This window comes from Taibaiella sp. KBW10 (assembly GCF_003852495.1).
In the GTDB taxonomy this organism is placed as follows: domain Bacteria; phylum Bacteroidota; class Bacteroidia; order Chitinophagales; family Chitinophagaceae; genus Edaphocola.
Genome location: NZ_QAJI01000005.1, coordinates 198,167 through 215,251, shown reverse-complemented (window position 1 = coordinate 215,251; position 17,085 = coordinate 198,167). Strand labels below are relative to the sequence as shown.

The window sequence follows — 17,085 nt, the reverse complement described above, 5'->3', positions numbered from 1 at the left end:
TTAATTTGATTATTTTCCATAAATGCCCCTGACTCCTGTTGATATCCGATATTTAGTACCGCAATTCTTCCAATTGTCTAAAAGCACTTTTGTAAAAGGGATGCAATGTGCTAAGTACCTTTATCTGAATAAATACAAACCAAAGGAAAGAAGCCCCCGCTCTGCAGCGACCTTACAAAAATTCAGCGAGGGTAAATCTTTCGAGGCGATATTCAAACATGGTTTTCCACAAGGTATAGATGTAGCGCAAACCTTGGGCAGGGATGTATACACAATGGGTGCTTCTTACACCGAAGCTTTACTTCGGGAGCCGCGGCCAATTACCCTTTTTGAAGCTTGTTTTATACACCGGCAGACTTTGGTCATGACTGATGTGTTACTGCAAAATGAAGATCATACTTATACCATTTACGAAATCAAAAACAGCAAGGAACTCAAAGAGGTTTTTCTCTGGGATCTGTCTCTTCAATACTTTGTGTGTAAAGCGGCTTTGCCCGGTTCCATACAATTTAATATTGTACTGAATGATGGCGACAATGGATATTATATTAAAGACCTTACCGAGCTGCTGCAGGCGCGGGAAGAAGAAGTATCGGAATCTATCAGCCGCTTTTTAGATACCCTGCATCAGGACAAAACACCAAAAATTAAAATGGGTGCTCAATGTGACGTGCCTTATGAATGTGAGTTTAAGGCTTATTGCAGTCGATAAAGAGGTATAAACACAAATGCCACAATCCTTATCAGATCATGGCATTGCGTTTTGTTGTTTACATACTCTTTGAATCATAATCTGTAAAAAAACAAAAAAACCAACTTTAAATTTACTAAAACGTTGTGCGCTAAGTTATTGTATAAACTGTCGTCGAGTAAAAAATATAGGTAAACCCTATATTTGTGTCGGTAAACCGGAAAAGATATTTACCTACAAAAAAATGGGATTAGTCGCAATTATAGACGGCCTCACGCAATAAAAGCTACTTTTGAGCCATAGAATTATCACAACATGGCCAAACAATACCGGACTATTCTGTTTCACATACTGGGTTGTGCAGGTTTTCTGCTGATGCCCGTTCTTTCCTCACCTGATTTTAACACGGGTCAGAACCTCTTTACCATAAAACCCTTCCTGAATATTTTTTCACGACAGCTTTTACTGTTGCTCTTTTTCTATGTTAACTATTACTGGTTTTTGCCAAAGCTATTCTTTAATGAGAAAAAAGCGCTTTACTTCCTGATCAGTGCCCTTTGTTTCATTGTGATCTTTAAAGCACCGGATTTGTTTTTTTCGAACGGCCGCTCCGGCCGTTTTGGAGGGATGCCTCCGCCAAATAATCCTATGCGGCAATCCCGTAGATTGCCCAGAATGATGATACTCTTATTTGAAGGCGGTATTGTCCAGTTTTTATTGTTGTACTTTTCTTCTTTCCTGTTAAAGATTAATAACAGGCTTGATATTATCAGGCATGAGAAAGTTACCGCAGAGCTATCTTATCTAAAAGCGCAGATCAATCCGCATTTTCTGTTCAATACCCTGAATAGTTTATATGCCCTAACGCTCGAAAAATCTAATGAGGCACCCGAAGCAGTTTTGAAGCTGTCCGGAATTATGCGCTATGTGGTGAGTGAGAGCATGAATGATTATGTATCTTTAAAAAAAGAAGTAGATTATATAAAGGATTATATTGCGTTACAGCAGTTGCGGCTCTCCGATAATGTTCGGTTACATTTTGACATAAAAGGTAGCCTGGAGGACAAGCGTATTAGCCCGATGGTGCTTATTCCCTTTATCGAAAATGCTTTTAAGTATGGGGTAAACCCGGATGTGGACTCCATCATCAGCATACAACTGCAATGTGGGGTGCAGGAGCTGCAGCTTCGGGTAGAGAATAAGATTGTAAATACCAATATAAAAGAAAGCGACAAAACGGAAACAGGAATAGAAAATGCCCGAAAACGGTTGGCCTTTTTATACCCGAATAAGCACAAGCTACATATTGCAATGACAGATAATGAATTGTATATTGTAGACTTAAAAATGTTTTTAGCATGATAAAAGCAATTGCGCTTGATGACGAACCCCTTGCCTTAAAAATCATTACGCATTTTTGTGATGCCATAGATTTTGTATCCTTAGAGAAGACGTTTACCAAACAGGCCGAAGCGATAAAATACCTGAATAAATACCCCATAGACCTTATCTTTTTGGATATTCAGATGCCGGCACAGAATGGGATAGACTTCTATAAAATGTTGGAAACAGATCCTATCGTGGTGTTTACTACAGCTTTTAGCGAATATGCCGTAGAGGGCTTCAATGTAAATGCAACCGACTATTTACTCAAGCCCTTTTCACAGGAACGATTTGAACAGGCCATGGAAAAGGTCCGGAATGAGTTTAATTACCGGAAAAACCAATCCGTACAAAGCCATTTAATGATCCGCGCCGATTACAAGCTCTATCGCATTGAATATAGCGATATTCTATATATTGAAGGCTTGGATGATTATATTCAGATTCATTTGATCGATAAACCCAAGATCGTGGCCCGGTTTTCGATGAAGAACATTATGGAGCAACTACCCGACGCGCTCTTTGTACGGGTGCATCGTTCGTTTATTGTTCCGGTAAAAAGAGTGGCCTCGGTACAACATAAATCTTTGCAGATTGGTACGGCTACCATTCCGATCGGTGAAACCTATAAAGAAGACATACAGAAATATTTCTAATACATACTGGAAGGTTTAAGGATGGGTGTGCCGGGTGCTCAAAAGGAAGCGCACTTTGTGGAACCGTATGATATTATCGCTAATTCGAATCTCTGTTCCTATTTTATCCCTAAAACTATTATATTTGCAAAATCAATTTTTTTAAATCCATAAAAATGAATTTACACGAATATCAAGCGAAAGAGTTATTAAAAAGATACGACGTTCCTACTCAGGAAGGTGTTGCTTGCTCTACCCCGGAAGAAGCAGTAGCTGCATATGAAAAAATTGCTGCGGAAACGAATAGCAAGTTTGCGGTTTTGAAAGCGCAGATTCACGCGGGTGGTCGTGGTAAAGGTACCATGAAAGAAGTGCCTACTCAACATGGTGTACAAGTGGTGAAAAGCGCTGAAGATGTAAAATCAGTAGCGACTAACATTTTAGGAAATACATTGGTTACCATCCAAACCGGCGAAGCAGGAAAAGTGGTAAGCAAAATTTTATTAGCTAAAGATATGTATTACGATGGCCCTAGCGATCGTAAGGAATTTTATTTATCCATTTTATTGGATCGTGCCACTAAGCAAAACGTAATCATGTATTCTACTGAAGGTGGTATGGATATTGAAGAAGTAGCCCACAGCACTCCTGAAAAAATATATAAAGAGTTTGTAAAACCGGGTTATACTTTACAAGGGTTTCAGGCACGTAATATCGCCTTCAACTTAGGTGTAACGGGTGAAGCACAAAAAAATATGATTAAATTCGTAACGAATTTATACAATGCATACGTAGGTTTGGATTGTGCTATGTTAGAAATCAACCCATTGTTTAAATCTGCAGATGATAGAATTATCGCAGTAGATTGTAAAATGAACATTGATGATAATGCCCTGATCCGTCATAAAGATGTAGAAGCCTTAAGAGATAAATCTGAAGAAGATCCTACAGAAGTTGAAGCGGGTGAGTTTAACCTGAACTATGTAAAATTAGACGGTAATGTTGGTTGTATGGTAAATGGTGCCGGTTTAGCAATGGCAACTATGGATATGATCAAATTGGCTGGTGGTGAGCCTGCAAACTTCCTGGATGTAGGGGGTTCTGCAAATGCACAAACGGTAGAAGCGGGTTTCCGTATTATCTTGAAAGATCCTAATGTAAAAGCGATCCTGATCAATATCTTTGGTGGTATTGTTCGTTGTGACCGTGTAGCGGCAGGTGTTATTGAAGCCTACAAAAACTTAGGCGATATTCATATTCCGATCATTGTACGTTTACAAGGTACTAATGCCGGTGAAGCTAAAAAATTAATCGAAGAATCAGGATTGAAAGTACAATCTGCAATCTTATTAAGCGAAGCAGCAGAACTGGTACAAAAAGCCGTTGCTGTTACAGCATAATCAAAAGCATATATAACAATAAGGGCTGTCTGAATATTCAGACAGCCCTTATTGTTATATAAAAATAGATAAAACCGCAGGATCTTAATCCTTGTATTGCGTATTAATAGAATTAGAGAAAAGTAAAGAATATAAAGCCACAAATAACAGGCTGGTGACCAAAGAGGCCAAAAGCTTTATCACCAAATATAAAGGCGCTTTAAGGCTCCAGATATCCAGCAAAAGGTAGGCCAAATGATGCAGGAACAATAAAATGGTTGCATACGTCATAAAAGGCGTCCAGTTCATTGTTTTTACAGAAGGGGATAAGTTCTTGTACTCATATATTTTCCGGGGCAAAATGGGCTTTAAAACAGCCATACGGGCAAAAGCCATAAACACGCAGGCCGCCGCATGAATCCCACCCGTGTTCATAAACATATCTACCGTAAGCCCTAAGCCAAAGCCCGAGATGAGGACAAACCAGATCGGGGTAGAAATCGGGAGCAATAAGATAAATAAAGGATATACAAAGGGTGTGAAGGTGGGGAAACCGCTTGGGCTTGTCCACCAACGTAAGGATAACTTGTTGAGCAGTAATACCTGAATCCCGACTAACGCAAGAAAGCGTAAAAAATTTCTTAAATATATACTCATTACAGGTAATTATTTGGGTTTTTTGCTGGCCTCTAATGCCGCTTTTTCCTTGGCTGCCGTAGCCTTTTCTAAATCTCTTTTTTCACTACCCAATAAGTTTTTAACCACATACACATATTTCAGGTTGCGGAAATTATTAGATAGGCGCAACCTCAGGTTAAGCGAGTTGTTGACCTTATAGGTATCCACACTCACCACAACCCCTACCGGGATATTTTCCGGATATACGGAATAAGAGGTTGTATAAGCAGTATCCCCTTTCCTGACCTTGGTGCGGATGTCCACTTGAGACATCGTCACAAAATCCGGAGAGTTATTAGACCAGTTGGTGATCCCGATATTACCTCCGGCAATTTGGGTACTCACATTACGGGAGCTCAATACCGAAATCACAGAGGCGTAGTGTTTGGATACATAAGCTACCCTGCCTACGATACCTTCTCCTGAAACGACCGCCATATCCTTTTCAATGCCATCGGCGGTTCCCCGGTTAATCGTGATAAAGTTATTTCTATCGGCGACCACAGAGTTGTTGATCACGCGGGCGGCAATATAGCTGTAAGAAGCATAACCCACCACTTTCGGATTACCATAAGGCCGAAGATCCTGCACAATAACCGGTTTAGCGGCAGGGCTATCTGCCTTGGCCAGTAATGTGGTATCCTTGGGCGCTTTTACAGAATCAAAAACGACAATAGGTATTTTGGCGGTAACATTTTGCAAGGTATCTGTATATTTCAACTGAGACAACTCATTGTGCAGCCGTGTATTTTCTGCCAGAAGGTCTTTATTAGCACTTTTTAACTGAAAATAGCCGACCACATCATTCTGCTTTTCATAGAAAAAACCTGCAATCGCATTGGACGAATTCAATAGATCCGATCCCTGAATGTTATTGCTGTTCACGATAAGTCTGAAGCAGATAAATTCTAAGAGAAAGAACAGGATGATGTTCCAGTATTGCCTTATGAGCTGTATTAATTTGACCACAAATGCGACTAAATATTGTTATTGTAAAATGGCTCAATTAGGCAATTGCGATAATTGAGCCATTAAAAATTTTCTTTATAAAAAGATTATTTCATCAGGAAGGTGAAACGATCGATGTTTTTCAAAGCCATTCCGGTACCCCGAACTACTGCACGAAGCGGATCTTCTGCTACATGCACCGGCAATTTGATTTTATTAGAAATCCTTTTGTCCAGACCTCTCAGCAAGGCACCGCCACCGGTAAGGTAAAGGCCTCTTCTGTAAATATCCGATGCCAATTCCGGAGGAGTACTTTCCAGCGCTTTAAGGATTGCTTCTTCGATTTTGAAAATAGATTTATCCAGGGCTTCCGCAATTTCCTGGTATGATACCTGGATTTGTTTCGGAATACCCGTTACCAGATCACGACCATTAACGGCGATATCATCCGGCGGGTTATCTAATTCTTTCAAAGCAGAACCCACGTGAATTTTAATTTGTTCTGCAGTACGCTCCCCGATGTTCAGGCTATGGTAACGACGCATCGCTTCCAGAATATCAGCGGTAAACTCATCACCGGCAATACGGATACTCTGGTCGCAAACGATACCCGCAAGAGAAATCACAGAAATACCGGTAGTTCCTCCCCCGATATCAATGATCATATTACCCGTAGGCTCTTCCACATCAATACCGATACCTAAGGCAGCTGCCATCGGCTCGTGGATCATATATACTTCTTTAGCACCGGCTTGTTCTGCACTATCCCGTACCGCACGTTTTTCTACTTCCGTAATGCTGGATGGGATACAAATCACCATTCTCCAGCTTGGTGGAAACAAAGGTTTCTTTGGATAGACCATTTTGATCATCTCACGCAACATTCCTTCAGCAGCATCAAAATCGGCAATCACACCGTCTTTCATCGGGCGAATGGTTTTTAACTCCTCATGGGTCTTTTCGTGCATCATCATGGCCTTCTTACCCACGGCGACAATCTTGTTTGTACTACGTTCTTTGGCTACGATAGATGGTTCGTCTACTACCACCTGGTCGTTGTGAATAATTAAGGTATTCGCAGTACCTAAATCTATTGCGATTTCTTGCGTTAAAAAGTTAAATAAACCCATTTTAAATTTTATATCATTACAAGTAATCCCTTACTGGCAAAGTATCTTGAAAATATTTTACGAGAAAAAATTACGGTTAGTTTATAGTGAAAAGTATCTTTTTGGTGCAATTTACAACATGGAAAGATAAAGAAAAGCAAAGCTAATTTTTTTATATATAAATAACAATTTGTTTTTGCAAATAGTGTAAAATTTATGTAAATCTTTTGTTTTAAATTATATTAGGTTTTATATAATGCCGAATAATATTGTAATTTTGCGCCCAAATTTCATTAATGATTCAGACAGATATAGCAATCATAGGTGCCGGGCCCGTAGGGTTATTCGCCATCTTTGAAGCAGGGTTACTAAAAATGCGTTGTCATTTAATCGATTACTTACCACAAGTGGGGGGGCAGCTCTCCGAAATATATCCTAAAAAACCGATATACGATATTCCCGGATTCCCTTCTGTTGGGGCGCAGGAACTGGTTGATAACCTGATGGAGCAGGCCAAACCCTTTAATCCCACCTTTACCTTAGGAGAAAGAGTAGAAGGATTAGAACAAAGAGGTCCTGCCGATTTTCTGTTAACGACCAACCTGGGTACGCAAATCGAAGCCAAGGCGATCGTTATCGCCGGAGGATTGGGTTGTTTCGAACCGCGGAAGCCCGCCGTAGCCGATTTGGAAAAATTTGAGAATGGCAAGGGCGTAAACTATATGATCCTTGATCCGGAAAAATTCAGAGGACAAAAAGTAGTATTGGCCGGCGGTGGAGACTCTGCCCTGGACTGGACGATCTTTTTGGCGGATATTGCTTCGGAACTGACTTTGGTACACCGTAGCGAAAGCTTCAGAGGTGCACCCGATTCTGTTTCTAAAGTAATGGAACTGGCCGAAAAGAAAAAAATCAACCTGATCTTAAATACCAACCTGACCTCTGTATCCGGTAATGGTAAACTGGAAAGTGTTGCGATGGAAGATGCAAAGACCAAAGAAAGCTCCAGCATTGATACTGACCATCTGATTCCTTTATTTGGATTGAGCCCTAAGTTAGGCCCAATTGATAACTGGAACCTGAATATTGATAAGAGCGCTATTGTGGTGAATACCGATGACTACTCCACCGGTGTAGAAGGAATTTGGGCCATTGGCGATATCAATACCTACACAAATAAACTGAAATTGATTCTTTGCGGCTTCCATGAAGCGGCATTGATGAGCCATAGTGTGTACAAATACATCAATCCGGGTGTAAAATATACCATGAAGTATACGACTGTAAATGGGGTAAATGAATTTTAATCTGTAAAATTGTGATGAATATCAGAAAGGCTGCACTATGCAGCCTTTCTTGACCTATGCGCTTTTTGTCGCAGAATATCGTATTTTTAGAAAATAACAGCATCATTTCAAACCAAATATTTCTAATGAAAAGGATAAGTATACTTACAGCACTGCTGTTTTGCTCGGTGTTAAGCCAGGCACAGCAATGGGTTTCCACCCAGTTCACTTTTGAAACTAAAGTACGCCAATACAAAACATACCACCAAAGCGCCGGTCAGCAAAATATGAAAGTCGTATTGATGTTGCATGGTTTGGGTGGTACCATGAATGATGTAGATTTAACCAACTGGAAAGCCATTGCCGATACGGCCAATTTGCTGTTGGTCTCGCCACAGGCGCTCGATTACAGTATTCCCTTGGCCGGAAGCCTCGGACCCACATGGAATAGCGGTATTGTACTTACGAACACACCTTTAGGTGATATTACCCTAAACCCTACCGTAAATGATGTCGGGTTTTTAAATGCCCTGATCGATACCATACAACAACATTATGCGATTGATGCAAGCCGGATTTTTGTGACCGGATTTTCTAATGGCGGTTTTATGACCCAGCGCCTGGCTTGTGAGAGCCCGCAAAAATTTCGTGCTGCAGCTTCCCATTCCGGAACAAAAGCACTCCCTTTAGCCACTTGCAGCAATGCCAAAACATTGCCCATTGCCCATTTTCATGGCACGACAGATGCCACCGTTTCCTGGAATGGTGCCTTTACTTCCGGAGGATTGACCGCACAAGCGGGCATTTCGGTAGACAGCCTGGTGCGCTACTGGCAGTTACGCAACAATACCCTTATGGTAGATTCTGCAACTATTGGGAGCAGCGCAAATGCACAATACATCACACATTATACCTACAAGACGGCAGCCGGCAGTGATAAAGTTGAGCTATTCAAAATACATAACGGCACCCATACCTGGTATAATTACAATACTACAAACAATAGCTTTGACCTGGCTAATGAAACCTGGAAATTCTTTAACAAACAAGGCGCCAGCCCTGTAAGCTTGAATGAAGGATTAACTGCTTATCGTAATATTAAATTGTTTCCCAATCCTGCAACGGAAAATATCCACATAGAAGTAGAGGGAAAGGATCATACCCGGTATATGATTACAGACCTTACCGGTCGTATCATTAAGGAGCAAACCTTCCGCAGGGATATTTCTATTTCGGCACTTCCTAAAGGTGTTTTTATCCTGAAGATATTTGATAAAAATGGCCTGAATGCCGTATCAAAATTTGTAAAACAATAGTGATTTAATAGCTAGTATTTATAGTACATGACAACAAAAAGAAGCTTAGAGGTCTGCTTTTCGCCGGCTTTATTACACCTTTACGAGACCAAAGGAAGAGTAGTCGTAATCATCGACATTTTCAGAGCAACATCAACCATTACAACTGCCTTGGCCAACGGTGCGGAAAAAATAATCCCTGTGGCATCGGTAGAAGAGTGTATTGCATTGGGTCAATCTGTTCCCAATAGTATTACCGCCGGTGAGCGTAACGGGCAGGTGGCTCCGGGTTTAGCATACGGGAACTCTCCTTTAGAATATCCCGCAACATTTATATCCGGAAAAACCCTGAACCTGACCACCACAAATGGTACGCGCTTATTACATCAGGTAAAAGATGCGGATACCATCATTATTGGTTCTTTTCTTAATCTTACAGCGGTTTGTGACTATTTGCTGGCACAGGGTAAAGATGTATTGTTGGGTTGCGCGTCCTGGAAAGACCGCCCGAATATGGAAGACAACTTATTTGCCGGAGCAGTCGTTAAAAAAATCGGTGCGCACTTTGAGATCAATTGTGACAGTGCTCATATTGCCTTGTCTATGTATGACGATGCCTTGACAAAACCAAGTCTTTTATCTTATCTGCAAGTAGGGTCTCATTATGACCGCTTGTCGAAGTACGGTCTGATTAAGGACCTGGAATATTGTACTATGGTAGACTTGCATCCTGTAGTGCCGGTATTAAAAGAAAATGTTTTGGTTTTAGAAAAATAGAAATACAATGAAAATTATATCCTATAATGTAAATGGCTTAAGAAGCGCCATGAATAAGGGTTTAGTCACCTGGCTTCAGGAAGAAAACCCCGATGTGATCTGTTTTCAGGAAATAAAGGCGCATAAAGAAAATGTTGACTTTAAGCAATTTGAAGACCTGGGCTACGAAACCTTTTGGTACCCTGCACAGAAAAAGGGATATAGTGGTGTCGCTATATTTTCCAAAAGAAAACCTGATGCCGTTACGTACGGCAGCGGCTTTGAGCAAAGTGACTTTGAAGGCAGGGCGCTGACCCTGACCTTTGGTAATACGAAGGTTATTTCCGCTTATTTTCCCTCCGGCACTTCCGGAGACGAGCGCCAAACGTATAAATATCAATGGTTGGCCGAGTTCTTTGACTATATTGAAGCACTGAAAAAAGTAGGTCATTCCGTTATCGTTTGCGGCGACTATAATATCTGCCATAAACCGATTGATATCCACAATCCGGTGAGTAATAAAAATAGTTCCGGCTTTCTACCCGAAGAGCGTGCCTGGATGGATAAGTGGTTTGATAATGGCCTGATCGATACCTTCAGGATATATAACCAAGATCCGCATCACTACAGCTGGTGGAGTTACAGAGCCAATGCAAGAGCCAATAATAAAGGCTGGCGTATCGATTATATCAGTGTAACGGCAGACCTACAATCGAAGGTTAAAAGTGCGACCATTTTACCGGAAGCGAATCACAGCGATCACTGTCCGGTGGTTGCGGAAATTGAACTATAATTTTTAATAAATATATTATACAATGGGGGCTGCTTTCAAAAAGCAGCCCCCATTTGTTATGTTGAGATAAATAAACTCCTTAATAGGATATTAGTTTATCATCATGGTTATATTACCCAGGCCATTTGGAGACCAAAATACAGTAAATGGATTACCACTATTACAAGCAACGCCTGCGGCGCTTGTGCCGGATGAGGCACCCGGTCCAACATTAACTTGTTGTCCCGCCCATGGGCCTGAAGGAGAAGTAGCACCATCCATTACCTTTGCTGAGGTATAAGGATTACTTGCAGCACTGGTAAAGACAACGTTGGTTGCTCCGGGATTAATAAAAAGATAGCCGCCTTGTGTGCTTATTCCATAGAAACAAGGGGTGTAATTGTACACGGTTAAGGTGTTGGCATTAGCCGTCAGCATAAATCCGAGTACTGCAAGGGTAGAAAGCATGATTTTTTTCATAATACAAATTTGTTTTTAATTGGTTAAAACTATCGTAAATATATATAATATTTCACAAAATTGCCAGTAAATGAATATTTTATTAATTAGGAATAAATAAAATATCTTTTTGCAAACTTTGTAAACGACACAACTATAAGGGTGATTTGTAAAATAAAATGGGGCATGATTTCACCTTTTTGCGGGCCATAAGTAAGCCTATAATGGATACAGGCGAGCCCTTAAGCTTTTTTCACATAATGGTATAAGAGAAACTTAAGGGAACTCAAACGCCAAAGGCCTTGATACTTCATGAAGTATCAAGGCCTTTGGCGTTTTGTCTTTATCAGTTATACTTATTTTTTCGTTTTCTTCCTGTCCATGACCAATAGCAAGGCGGGTAATAAAGTCAGGTTAAAGACCATCGCCAGGAATAAGGTTAAAGAGGTCAGGTATCCGAGCGCCTGAGTACCACCAAATTCTGATACGGCAAATACACCAAAGCCAACCACCAAAATAATACTGGTGAAAATGATGCTCAAACCGGTATCCTTTATGGTATAGCGTACGGTATCCGCTACCGAATTATGCTTCGGTAATTCTTGTTTATAGTTAACCAAAAATCGTATGGTCACATCTACGGTAATTCCTAAAGCGACACTGAATACCAGTACGGTAGAAGGTTTTAGCGGAATGTTCAGCCAACCCATCACCCCTGCAGTAATCATTAAAGGTACAATATTGGTAAGCAAAGCCATGAAGACGATCTTGCCCGATCGGAACAGGATGATGATACACACCAGGATCATGGCAAAAGCCCATAAAAGGCTTTCCTTTAAACTATTGATGATGAAATTACTGCCCTCTAAATAGATAATACTGGCGCCTGTGATGTGCACATCATATTTATCTTTTTCAAAAAGACTATCGATAAGTGGTTTGATCCTTGTATCGATAAGTTTAGGCATCTCTACAGAACCTATATCGGCTACATTCACACTTACCCGGATTGTTTGGGCATTACTGTCCACAAAAGAGTACAGCATTTTGTTCAATTGATCCCCACTTTTAGCGGTATCGGACTGAGGATGTTTTTGTTTATTAAAAGTGCTGAGCAACTGTGGGCGAATACCACTGAATTCAGTAGCACTCGGTAAAGCATAATTTTCTGCTCCCCCACCGGAAAAGCCCTGTTTCACAAACTTCACCCCTTTGATTAAGGTGATGCCCCCGCCGATTTCCGGCTGCGCCTCCAGGAAGTTTGTTAAGGCATCTACTTTCTCCCAGGTTTCCAGGGAAGTCAGTGCGCCATATTTCTTCTTTGTATCTATACTTATATCCAAAGGCATAATCCCTTTGAAATTATGTTCAAAAAACTTAAGATCCGTCAGGATTACATCTTTAGAAGGAAGATCATCCACCATATGGCCTACAGATTTCAAGCGGAATATTCCGAAAAGGCCGGCAGCACAAAGCACCAGGGTTCCGGCAAAAATCGTTTTCTTGTGGTCAAATACCCATGTGGTGATTTTGTTCAGCAAACCATTCATTACTTTGCTTTCCGTGTATTTTGTCTGGTTGGTATGCGGCGCAGGTAAGAAACTGAATACAGCAGGGATCAGGATCAGGGATACAAAGAACAGTGCCATGATGTTTAAGCCTGCTACCAGTCCGAATTCTTTTAGTACTACGCTATCTGTAAAGGAAAATACACCAAAGCCGATAGCCGCTGTAAGATTGGTAAATAGCGTAACAATACCCATTTTGCCCACCATATTGCGCAGCGCGGTCATTTTATCGCCCGTGAGGTTGTATTCAGTATGGTATTTATTCAGGAAATAGATACAGTTCGGAATACCAATCACCACAACAAGAGGAGGGATTACACCGGTAAGAATAGAAATTTTATACCCGAATATGGCTAAGGCACCGAAAGACCAGATTACACCAATCGAAACGATCAGCATAGAGACCAGCATTGCAGTAAAGGAGCGGAAGATGATGAGCAGAATGAGTGCCGTCAGGCCAAGAGACAGAGCCAGGAACAGGTTCAGTTCTTTTTTGATCTTTTCGGCCATTTGCGTACGGATGAAAGGCAGGCCACTATAATGCACATCCGTTTTTTGTTTTAGTTGGAAATCATCGCCAACGGATACAATATCGTTGATGATGCGTACCCGTTCTTTGGTACCCAAATCTTCTTTATTGATCGTTACCATCATAAGGTAGGCATTGCTATCCTTATTGTATAAAAGGCCATTATAAATCGGTAAGCTTTGGAATACCGTTTTACTGCTGTCCAGGTTTTGTAACTGTTGTTTGTTGAAAATAGGGGTACCGGTGAGTTTTCCACTACTATCCTTTCCAAGGGAGACGGCATCTGCGATAGATAAAACGCCTTCTACAGAAGGTACTTTCTTAATTTGATCTACCAGATCGAGGTAGGCTTTAAACATCGCCGGTTCAAACAGTTTATCTGTTTTAACCCCCAGAACAATGGAATTTCCGTTGTTGCCAAACTTATTCTGAAAATCTCTGTAAACTTTATATTTCGGATTCGTTGTCGGAATGGCTCCGGTAGAGTCGTAACTCATACGAACCTTTGTGGTATAATAGCCCATTACACCCGTTATCGCAAGGATAACGATAATTAATAATACCCTAAAGCGCAGTACAAAGTCCGCAATTTTTTGCCACATATTATTGACCTGTTTTTATTAAAAAAAAGAGGCTAGCTCGAGAACGAGCCAGCCCTATAAACCCTATCACCATGAAAACAAATTAATACCAACTTTTTACAGTTGGGAGGAAGTTGTTGGTCGCCTATTTTTTCTTTTTAGGCGTAAACATTGCCAGCATTCTGCGGCCTTCCATTTTTGGCATCGACTCTAAAGAACCATACTCGGCTAATTTTTCTGCAAATTTAAGCAGTAATAACTGGCCTCTATCCTGGAACAAAATAGATCTACCTTTAAACTGAACAAAACATTTTACTTTATCACCATCCTGCAAAAACTTTTGAGCATGTTTTGATTTAAACTCAAAATCATGGTCATCCGTATTCGGAGTAAATCTAATCTCCTTTACTTCAGACTGTTTTGCTTTCGCTTTTTGTTCTTTTTCTTTCTTTTTCTTTTCGTAAAGAAATTTATTATAATCAACTAATCTGCAAACGGGAGGATCCGCATTCGGAGATATTTCTACTAAGTCTACCTCTAATTCTGCTGCTAACTTTCTCGCATCTTCTATCGACATTACGCCGCCATCTATATTCTCACCTACTACGCGTACCTGGGTCGCTCTGATTAGGTTGTTGATCTTGTGCTCCGGTTCCTTGAATCTATTTGGAATTTGGGGTTTCCCTCTTTTCTGCATTAATTGAAATTAGTATAAATTATGTGTTTGATGTACAAAGATATTGAAAAAAAGATATATGCGGTATTATTTTTAGTTTATTTTAATATATCACAAAATAATAGTGTTGCATCGATCGTTTGTTTCATTAATTATTGCCTTAAGCCTTGGCTTTAAACGTACTGATCGCATTCACGGCAAAATCGCTTAAAACCAGGCGCCCACTGATGCCCGCCCTGCTCGCCAGCAATTCATCCCAGTGTTCTGTACCCTGCCATAATACCTCTTTAAGGTCTTTCATGGCTTCGGGGCTTGATTTGGACAAAGTTGTTGCCAAGCTAAGCACCGCTTCATCTACTTCAGCAATGGTATCATGTACCGAAGCGTATAAACCTTTTTCCTGAGCCCAGGCGCAGGTTCTCCAGTTAGCCGCATCAATCGATAATTCTGAAAAAGCCGCCAAACCGATTTTTCGTTCTACGGCCGGCCCTACAACGAATGGTCCGATACCCACAGCCAGTTCACTTAATTTTACCGCTGAACCCCTTAGTGCAATCGCATAGTCGGCTGCGGAGGCCAGGCCTACACCACCACCAACTGCTTTACCCTGGATACGGGCAATTACAAATTTAGGACATTTACGCATTGCATTAATCACCATGGCAAAACCGCTAAAAAAGGTATGGCCATCTTCCTTATTCGTAATCGAGATCAATTCATCAAAAGAAGCCCCTGCACAAAATGCTTTTTCGCCGGCACTGGTTAAAATAATCACTTTTACGGCATCATCATTACCCAAATCGGTAACGGTCTGCGCCAGTTTACGTAAAATAGCACCCGGCAGGCTGTTGCTCATCGGATGTTGAAATGTTATAGTGGCAATACCGTTGTCTGTAATAGCATACGATACATATCCGTCTTTATTTTCAATCATAGTTTTTTAAATGCTTGCTGAAGCAAAGATATACATTAGACTGCATTATAAAACCAAAATATTGTCATCGTTCCTACATTTTTTGCTACGAATTAAATTATCTACTTTCGCAGTATTATGGAACATATGAGCAATTTGAGCGAACAAACGCGCGCGTATATAGAGAAAGAAGAACAGTATGGTGCACATAATTACCATCCCTTACCCGTTGTACTGAACAAAGGAGAAGGCGTATATGTATGGGATGTAGACGGTAAAAAATATTATGATTTTTTGAGCGGTTATTCTGCCGTAAACCAAGGCCACTGCCATCCGGCAATTGTAAAAGCCTTATGTGATCAGGCACAGGTATTAACCCTGACTTCACGTGCTTTTCACAGTGATCTTTTGGGCGAATATTCTGAATACATTACTAAGCTGTTCGGTTACGAAAAAGTATTGCCGATGAACAGCGGTGTAGAAGCGGTGGAAACAGCCATCAAGCTGGCCAGGCGTTGGGCTTATGTGAAAAAAGGCGTGCCTCAGGATGAAGCGCTCGTGATCACCGCAAAAGATAACTTCCATGGCAGAACTTTAAACGTTATTTCCTTCAGCACAGACCCTAGTGCAAAAGCTGGATTTGGTCCGTTTATGCCGGGTTATGATGTGGTTTCTTATAATGATCTTCCGGCTTTGGAAAAAGCCTTACAGAATAAAAACGTTGCTGCATTCCTGGTAGAGCCTATTCAGGGTGAAGCGGGTGTGTATGTACCGGACGAAGGATATCTGTCCAAAGCATACGAGCTTTGTAAAGCAGCAAATGTACTGTTCATCGGAGATGAGATACAAACCGGTTTAGCCCGTACGGGCAAAATGCTGGCCTGTGATCATGAAAATGTACGTCCTGATATCCTGATTTTAGGAAAAGCACTTTCGGGAGGAACCTTACCTATTTCTGCGGTGTTGGCAGATGATGAGATTATGCTCAATATCAAGCCGGGAGAACATGGGTCAACTTATGGCGGTAATCCTTTGGCCTGTAAAGTGGCGATTGCTGCTCTGGAAGTATTGAAGCAGGAAAACTTAGCAGAAAATGCGGAACAATTGGGTAACCTTTTCCGTGAAGGCATCCGGAACCTGAATCATCCGAACATTGCTTTGGTAAGGGGGAAAGGCTTATTAAATGCCATCATCATCAAACATGATGATCCTGATGCAGCCTGGAACCTATGCTTACTCTTAAAAGAAAACGGGTTGCTGGCCAAACCGACACATGGAGATAAAATTCGTTTTGCGCCACCATTGGTGATTACCCAGGCGCAAATTGAGGAGTGTATCCAAATAATCAAAAAATCATTAGAGCAGTTATAAAACTAGTGTTTATATAAAGAAATAGCGAAAGGGTATTGCATTGCAATACCCTTTCG

At 41.0% G+C, this 17,085-nt stretch carries 16 protein-coding genes; 9 read left to right on the top strand and 7 right to left on the bottom strand.

All coding sequences use genetic code 11. The features are described from left to right. The first annotated feature begins 22 nt into the window (after positions 1 to 22). From DBR32_RS11415 to sucC, 4 genes are all read left to right on the top strand, one after another. On the top strand, positions 23 to 712 hold the full coding sequence (locus DBR32_RS11415; protein WP_124636465.1) for a hypothetical protein: 690 nt from the start codon (positions 23 to 25) through the stop codon (positions 710 to 712). Between the two features lie 294 nt (positions 713 to 1,006). Further along, positions 1,007 to 2,053, top strand: coding sequence for a sensor histidine kinase (locus tag DBR32_RS11410; protein ID WP_124636464.1), 1,047 nt, complete (start codon positions 1,007 to 1,009; stop codon positions 2,051 to 2,053). Further along, positions 2,050 to 2,730 (top strand): LytTR family DNA-binding domain-containing protein, encoded by a 681-nt coding sequence (locus tag DBR32_RS11405; RefSeq protein WP_124636463.1) that lies wholly within the window; start codon positions 2,050 to 2,052, stop codon positions 2,728 to 2,730. The genes DBR32_RS11410 and DBR32_RS11405 overlap by 4 nt, the downstream gene beginning before the upstream one ends. A 155-nt stretch (positions 2,731 to 2,885) precedes the next feature. After that, positions 2,886 to 4,109 carry an ADP-forming succinate--CoA ligase subunit beta gene (sucC, locus tag DBR32_RS11400; protein ID WP_124636462.1) on the top strand — a complete coding sequence of 408 codons (1,224 nt, stop codon included), beginning with the start codon at positions 2,886 to 2,888 and terminating at the stop codon, positions 4,107 to 4,109. An 84-nt stretch (positions 4,110 to 4,193) separates the two neighbouring features. On the opposite strand, the gene DBR32_RS11395 is transcribed toward sucC, so the two are convergent. From DBR32_RS11395 to DBR32_RS11385, 3 genes are all read right to left on the bottom strand, one after another. Further along, positions 4,194 to 4,745, bottom strand: a complete 552-nt coding sequence (locus DBR32_RS11395) for a rod shape-determining protein MreD (RefSeq protein ID WP_124636461.1) — start codon at positions 4,743 to 4,745, stop codon at positions 4,194 to 4,196. Between the two features lie 9 nt (positions 4,746 to 4,754). After that, entirely contained in the window at positions 4,755 to 5,735 is a 981-nt protein-coding gene (gene mreC, locus DBR32_RS11390; protein ID WP_124636460.1) for a rod shape-determining protein MreC, read from the bottom strand. 86 nt (positions 5,736 to 5,821) lie between these two features. Next, on the bottom strand, positions 5,822 to 6,844 hold the full coding sequence (locus DBR32_RS11385; RefSeq protein WP_124636459.1) for a rod shape-determining protein: 1,023 nt from the start codon (positions 6,842 to 6,844) through the stop codon (positions 5,822 to 5,824). A gap of 275 nt (positions 6,845 to 7,119) precedes the next feature. Here DBR32_RS11385 and DBR32_RS11380 point away from each other — a divergent pair, with 275 nt between their 5' ends. The 4 genes from DBR32_RS11380 to DBR32_RS11365 all read left to right on the top strand — a co-directional run bounded on the left by DBR32_RS11380 (position 7,120) and on the right by DBR32_RS11365 (position 10,953). Next, positions 7,120 to 8,130, top strand: coding sequence for an NAD(P)/FAD-dependent oxidoreductase (locus DBR32_RS11380; RefSeq protein ID WP_124636458.1), 1,011 nt, complete (start codon positions 7,120 to 7,122; stop codon positions 8,128 to 8,130). Between the two features lie 125 nt (positions 8,131 to 8,255). Beyond that, a complete protein-coding gene (locus DBR32_RS11375; RefSeq protein WP_158605969.1) occupies positions 8,256 to 9,425 on the top strand; it encodes a T9SS type A sorting domain-containing protein in 1,170 nt (389 codons plus the stop codon). A 27-nt stretch (positions 9,426 to 9,452) separates the two neighbouring features. Next, on the top strand, positions 9,453 to 10,181 hold the full coding sequence (locus DBR32_RS11370) for a 2-phosphosulfolactate phosphatase (protein ID WP_124636456.1): 729 nt from the start codon (positions 9,453 to 9,455) through the stop codon (positions 10,179 to 10,181). A gap of 7 nt (positions 10,182 to 10,188) precedes the next feature. After that, a complete protein-coding gene (locus DBR32_RS11365; RefSeq protein WP_124636455.1) occupies positions 10,189 to 10,953 on the top strand; it encodes an exodeoxyribonuclease III in 765 nt (254 codons plus the stop codon). 90 nt (positions 10,954 to 11,043) lie between these two features. Here the strand turns inward: DBR32_RS11365 and DBR32_RS11360 are convergent, their stop codons facing one another. From DBR32_RS11360 to DBR32_RS11345, 4 genes are all read right to left on the bottom strand, one after another. Further along, positions 11,044 to 11,412, bottom strand: coding sequence for a hypothetical protein (locus DBR32_RS11360; protein ID WP_124636454.1), 369 nt, complete (start codon positions 11,410 to 11,412; stop codon positions 11,044 to 11,046). Positions 11,413 to 11,747: 335 nt separating this feature from the next. Next, positions 11,748 to 14,090 (bottom strand): RND family transporter, encoded by a 2,343-nt coding sequence (locus DBR32_RS11355; protein WP_124636453.1) that lies wholly within the window; start codon positions 14,088 to 14,090, stop codon positions 11,748 to 11,750. Between the two features lie 124 nt (positions 14,091 to 14,214). Then, positions 14,215 to 14,766 (bottom strand): translation initiation factor IF-3, encoded by a 552-nt coding sequence (gene infC, locus DBR32_RS11350; RefSeq protein WP_124636452.1) that lies wholly within the window; start codon positions 14,764 to 14,766, stop codon positions 14,215 to 14,217. A 139-nt stretch (positions 14,767 to 14,905) separates the two neighbouring features. Continuing rightward, positions 14,906 to 15,679: an enoyl-CoA hydratase/isomerase family protein gene (locus DBR32_RS11345; protein WP_199724466.1), complete on the bottom strand. Its 774-nt coding sequence runs from the start codon at positions 15,677 to 15,679 to the stop codon at positions 14,906 to 14,908. Between the two features lie 126 nt (positions 15,680 to 15,805). Between DBR32_RS11345 and rocD the strand changes: the two genes are divergently transcribed. Then, positions 15,806 to 17,029 (top strand): ornithine--oxo-acid transaminase, encoded by a 1,224-nt coding sequence (gene rocD / locus DBR32_RS11340; RefSeq protein ID WP_124636852.1) that lies wholly within the window; start codon positions 15,806 to 15,808, stop codon positions 17,027 to 17,029. Positions 17,030 to 17,085: the final 56 nt, after the last annotated feature.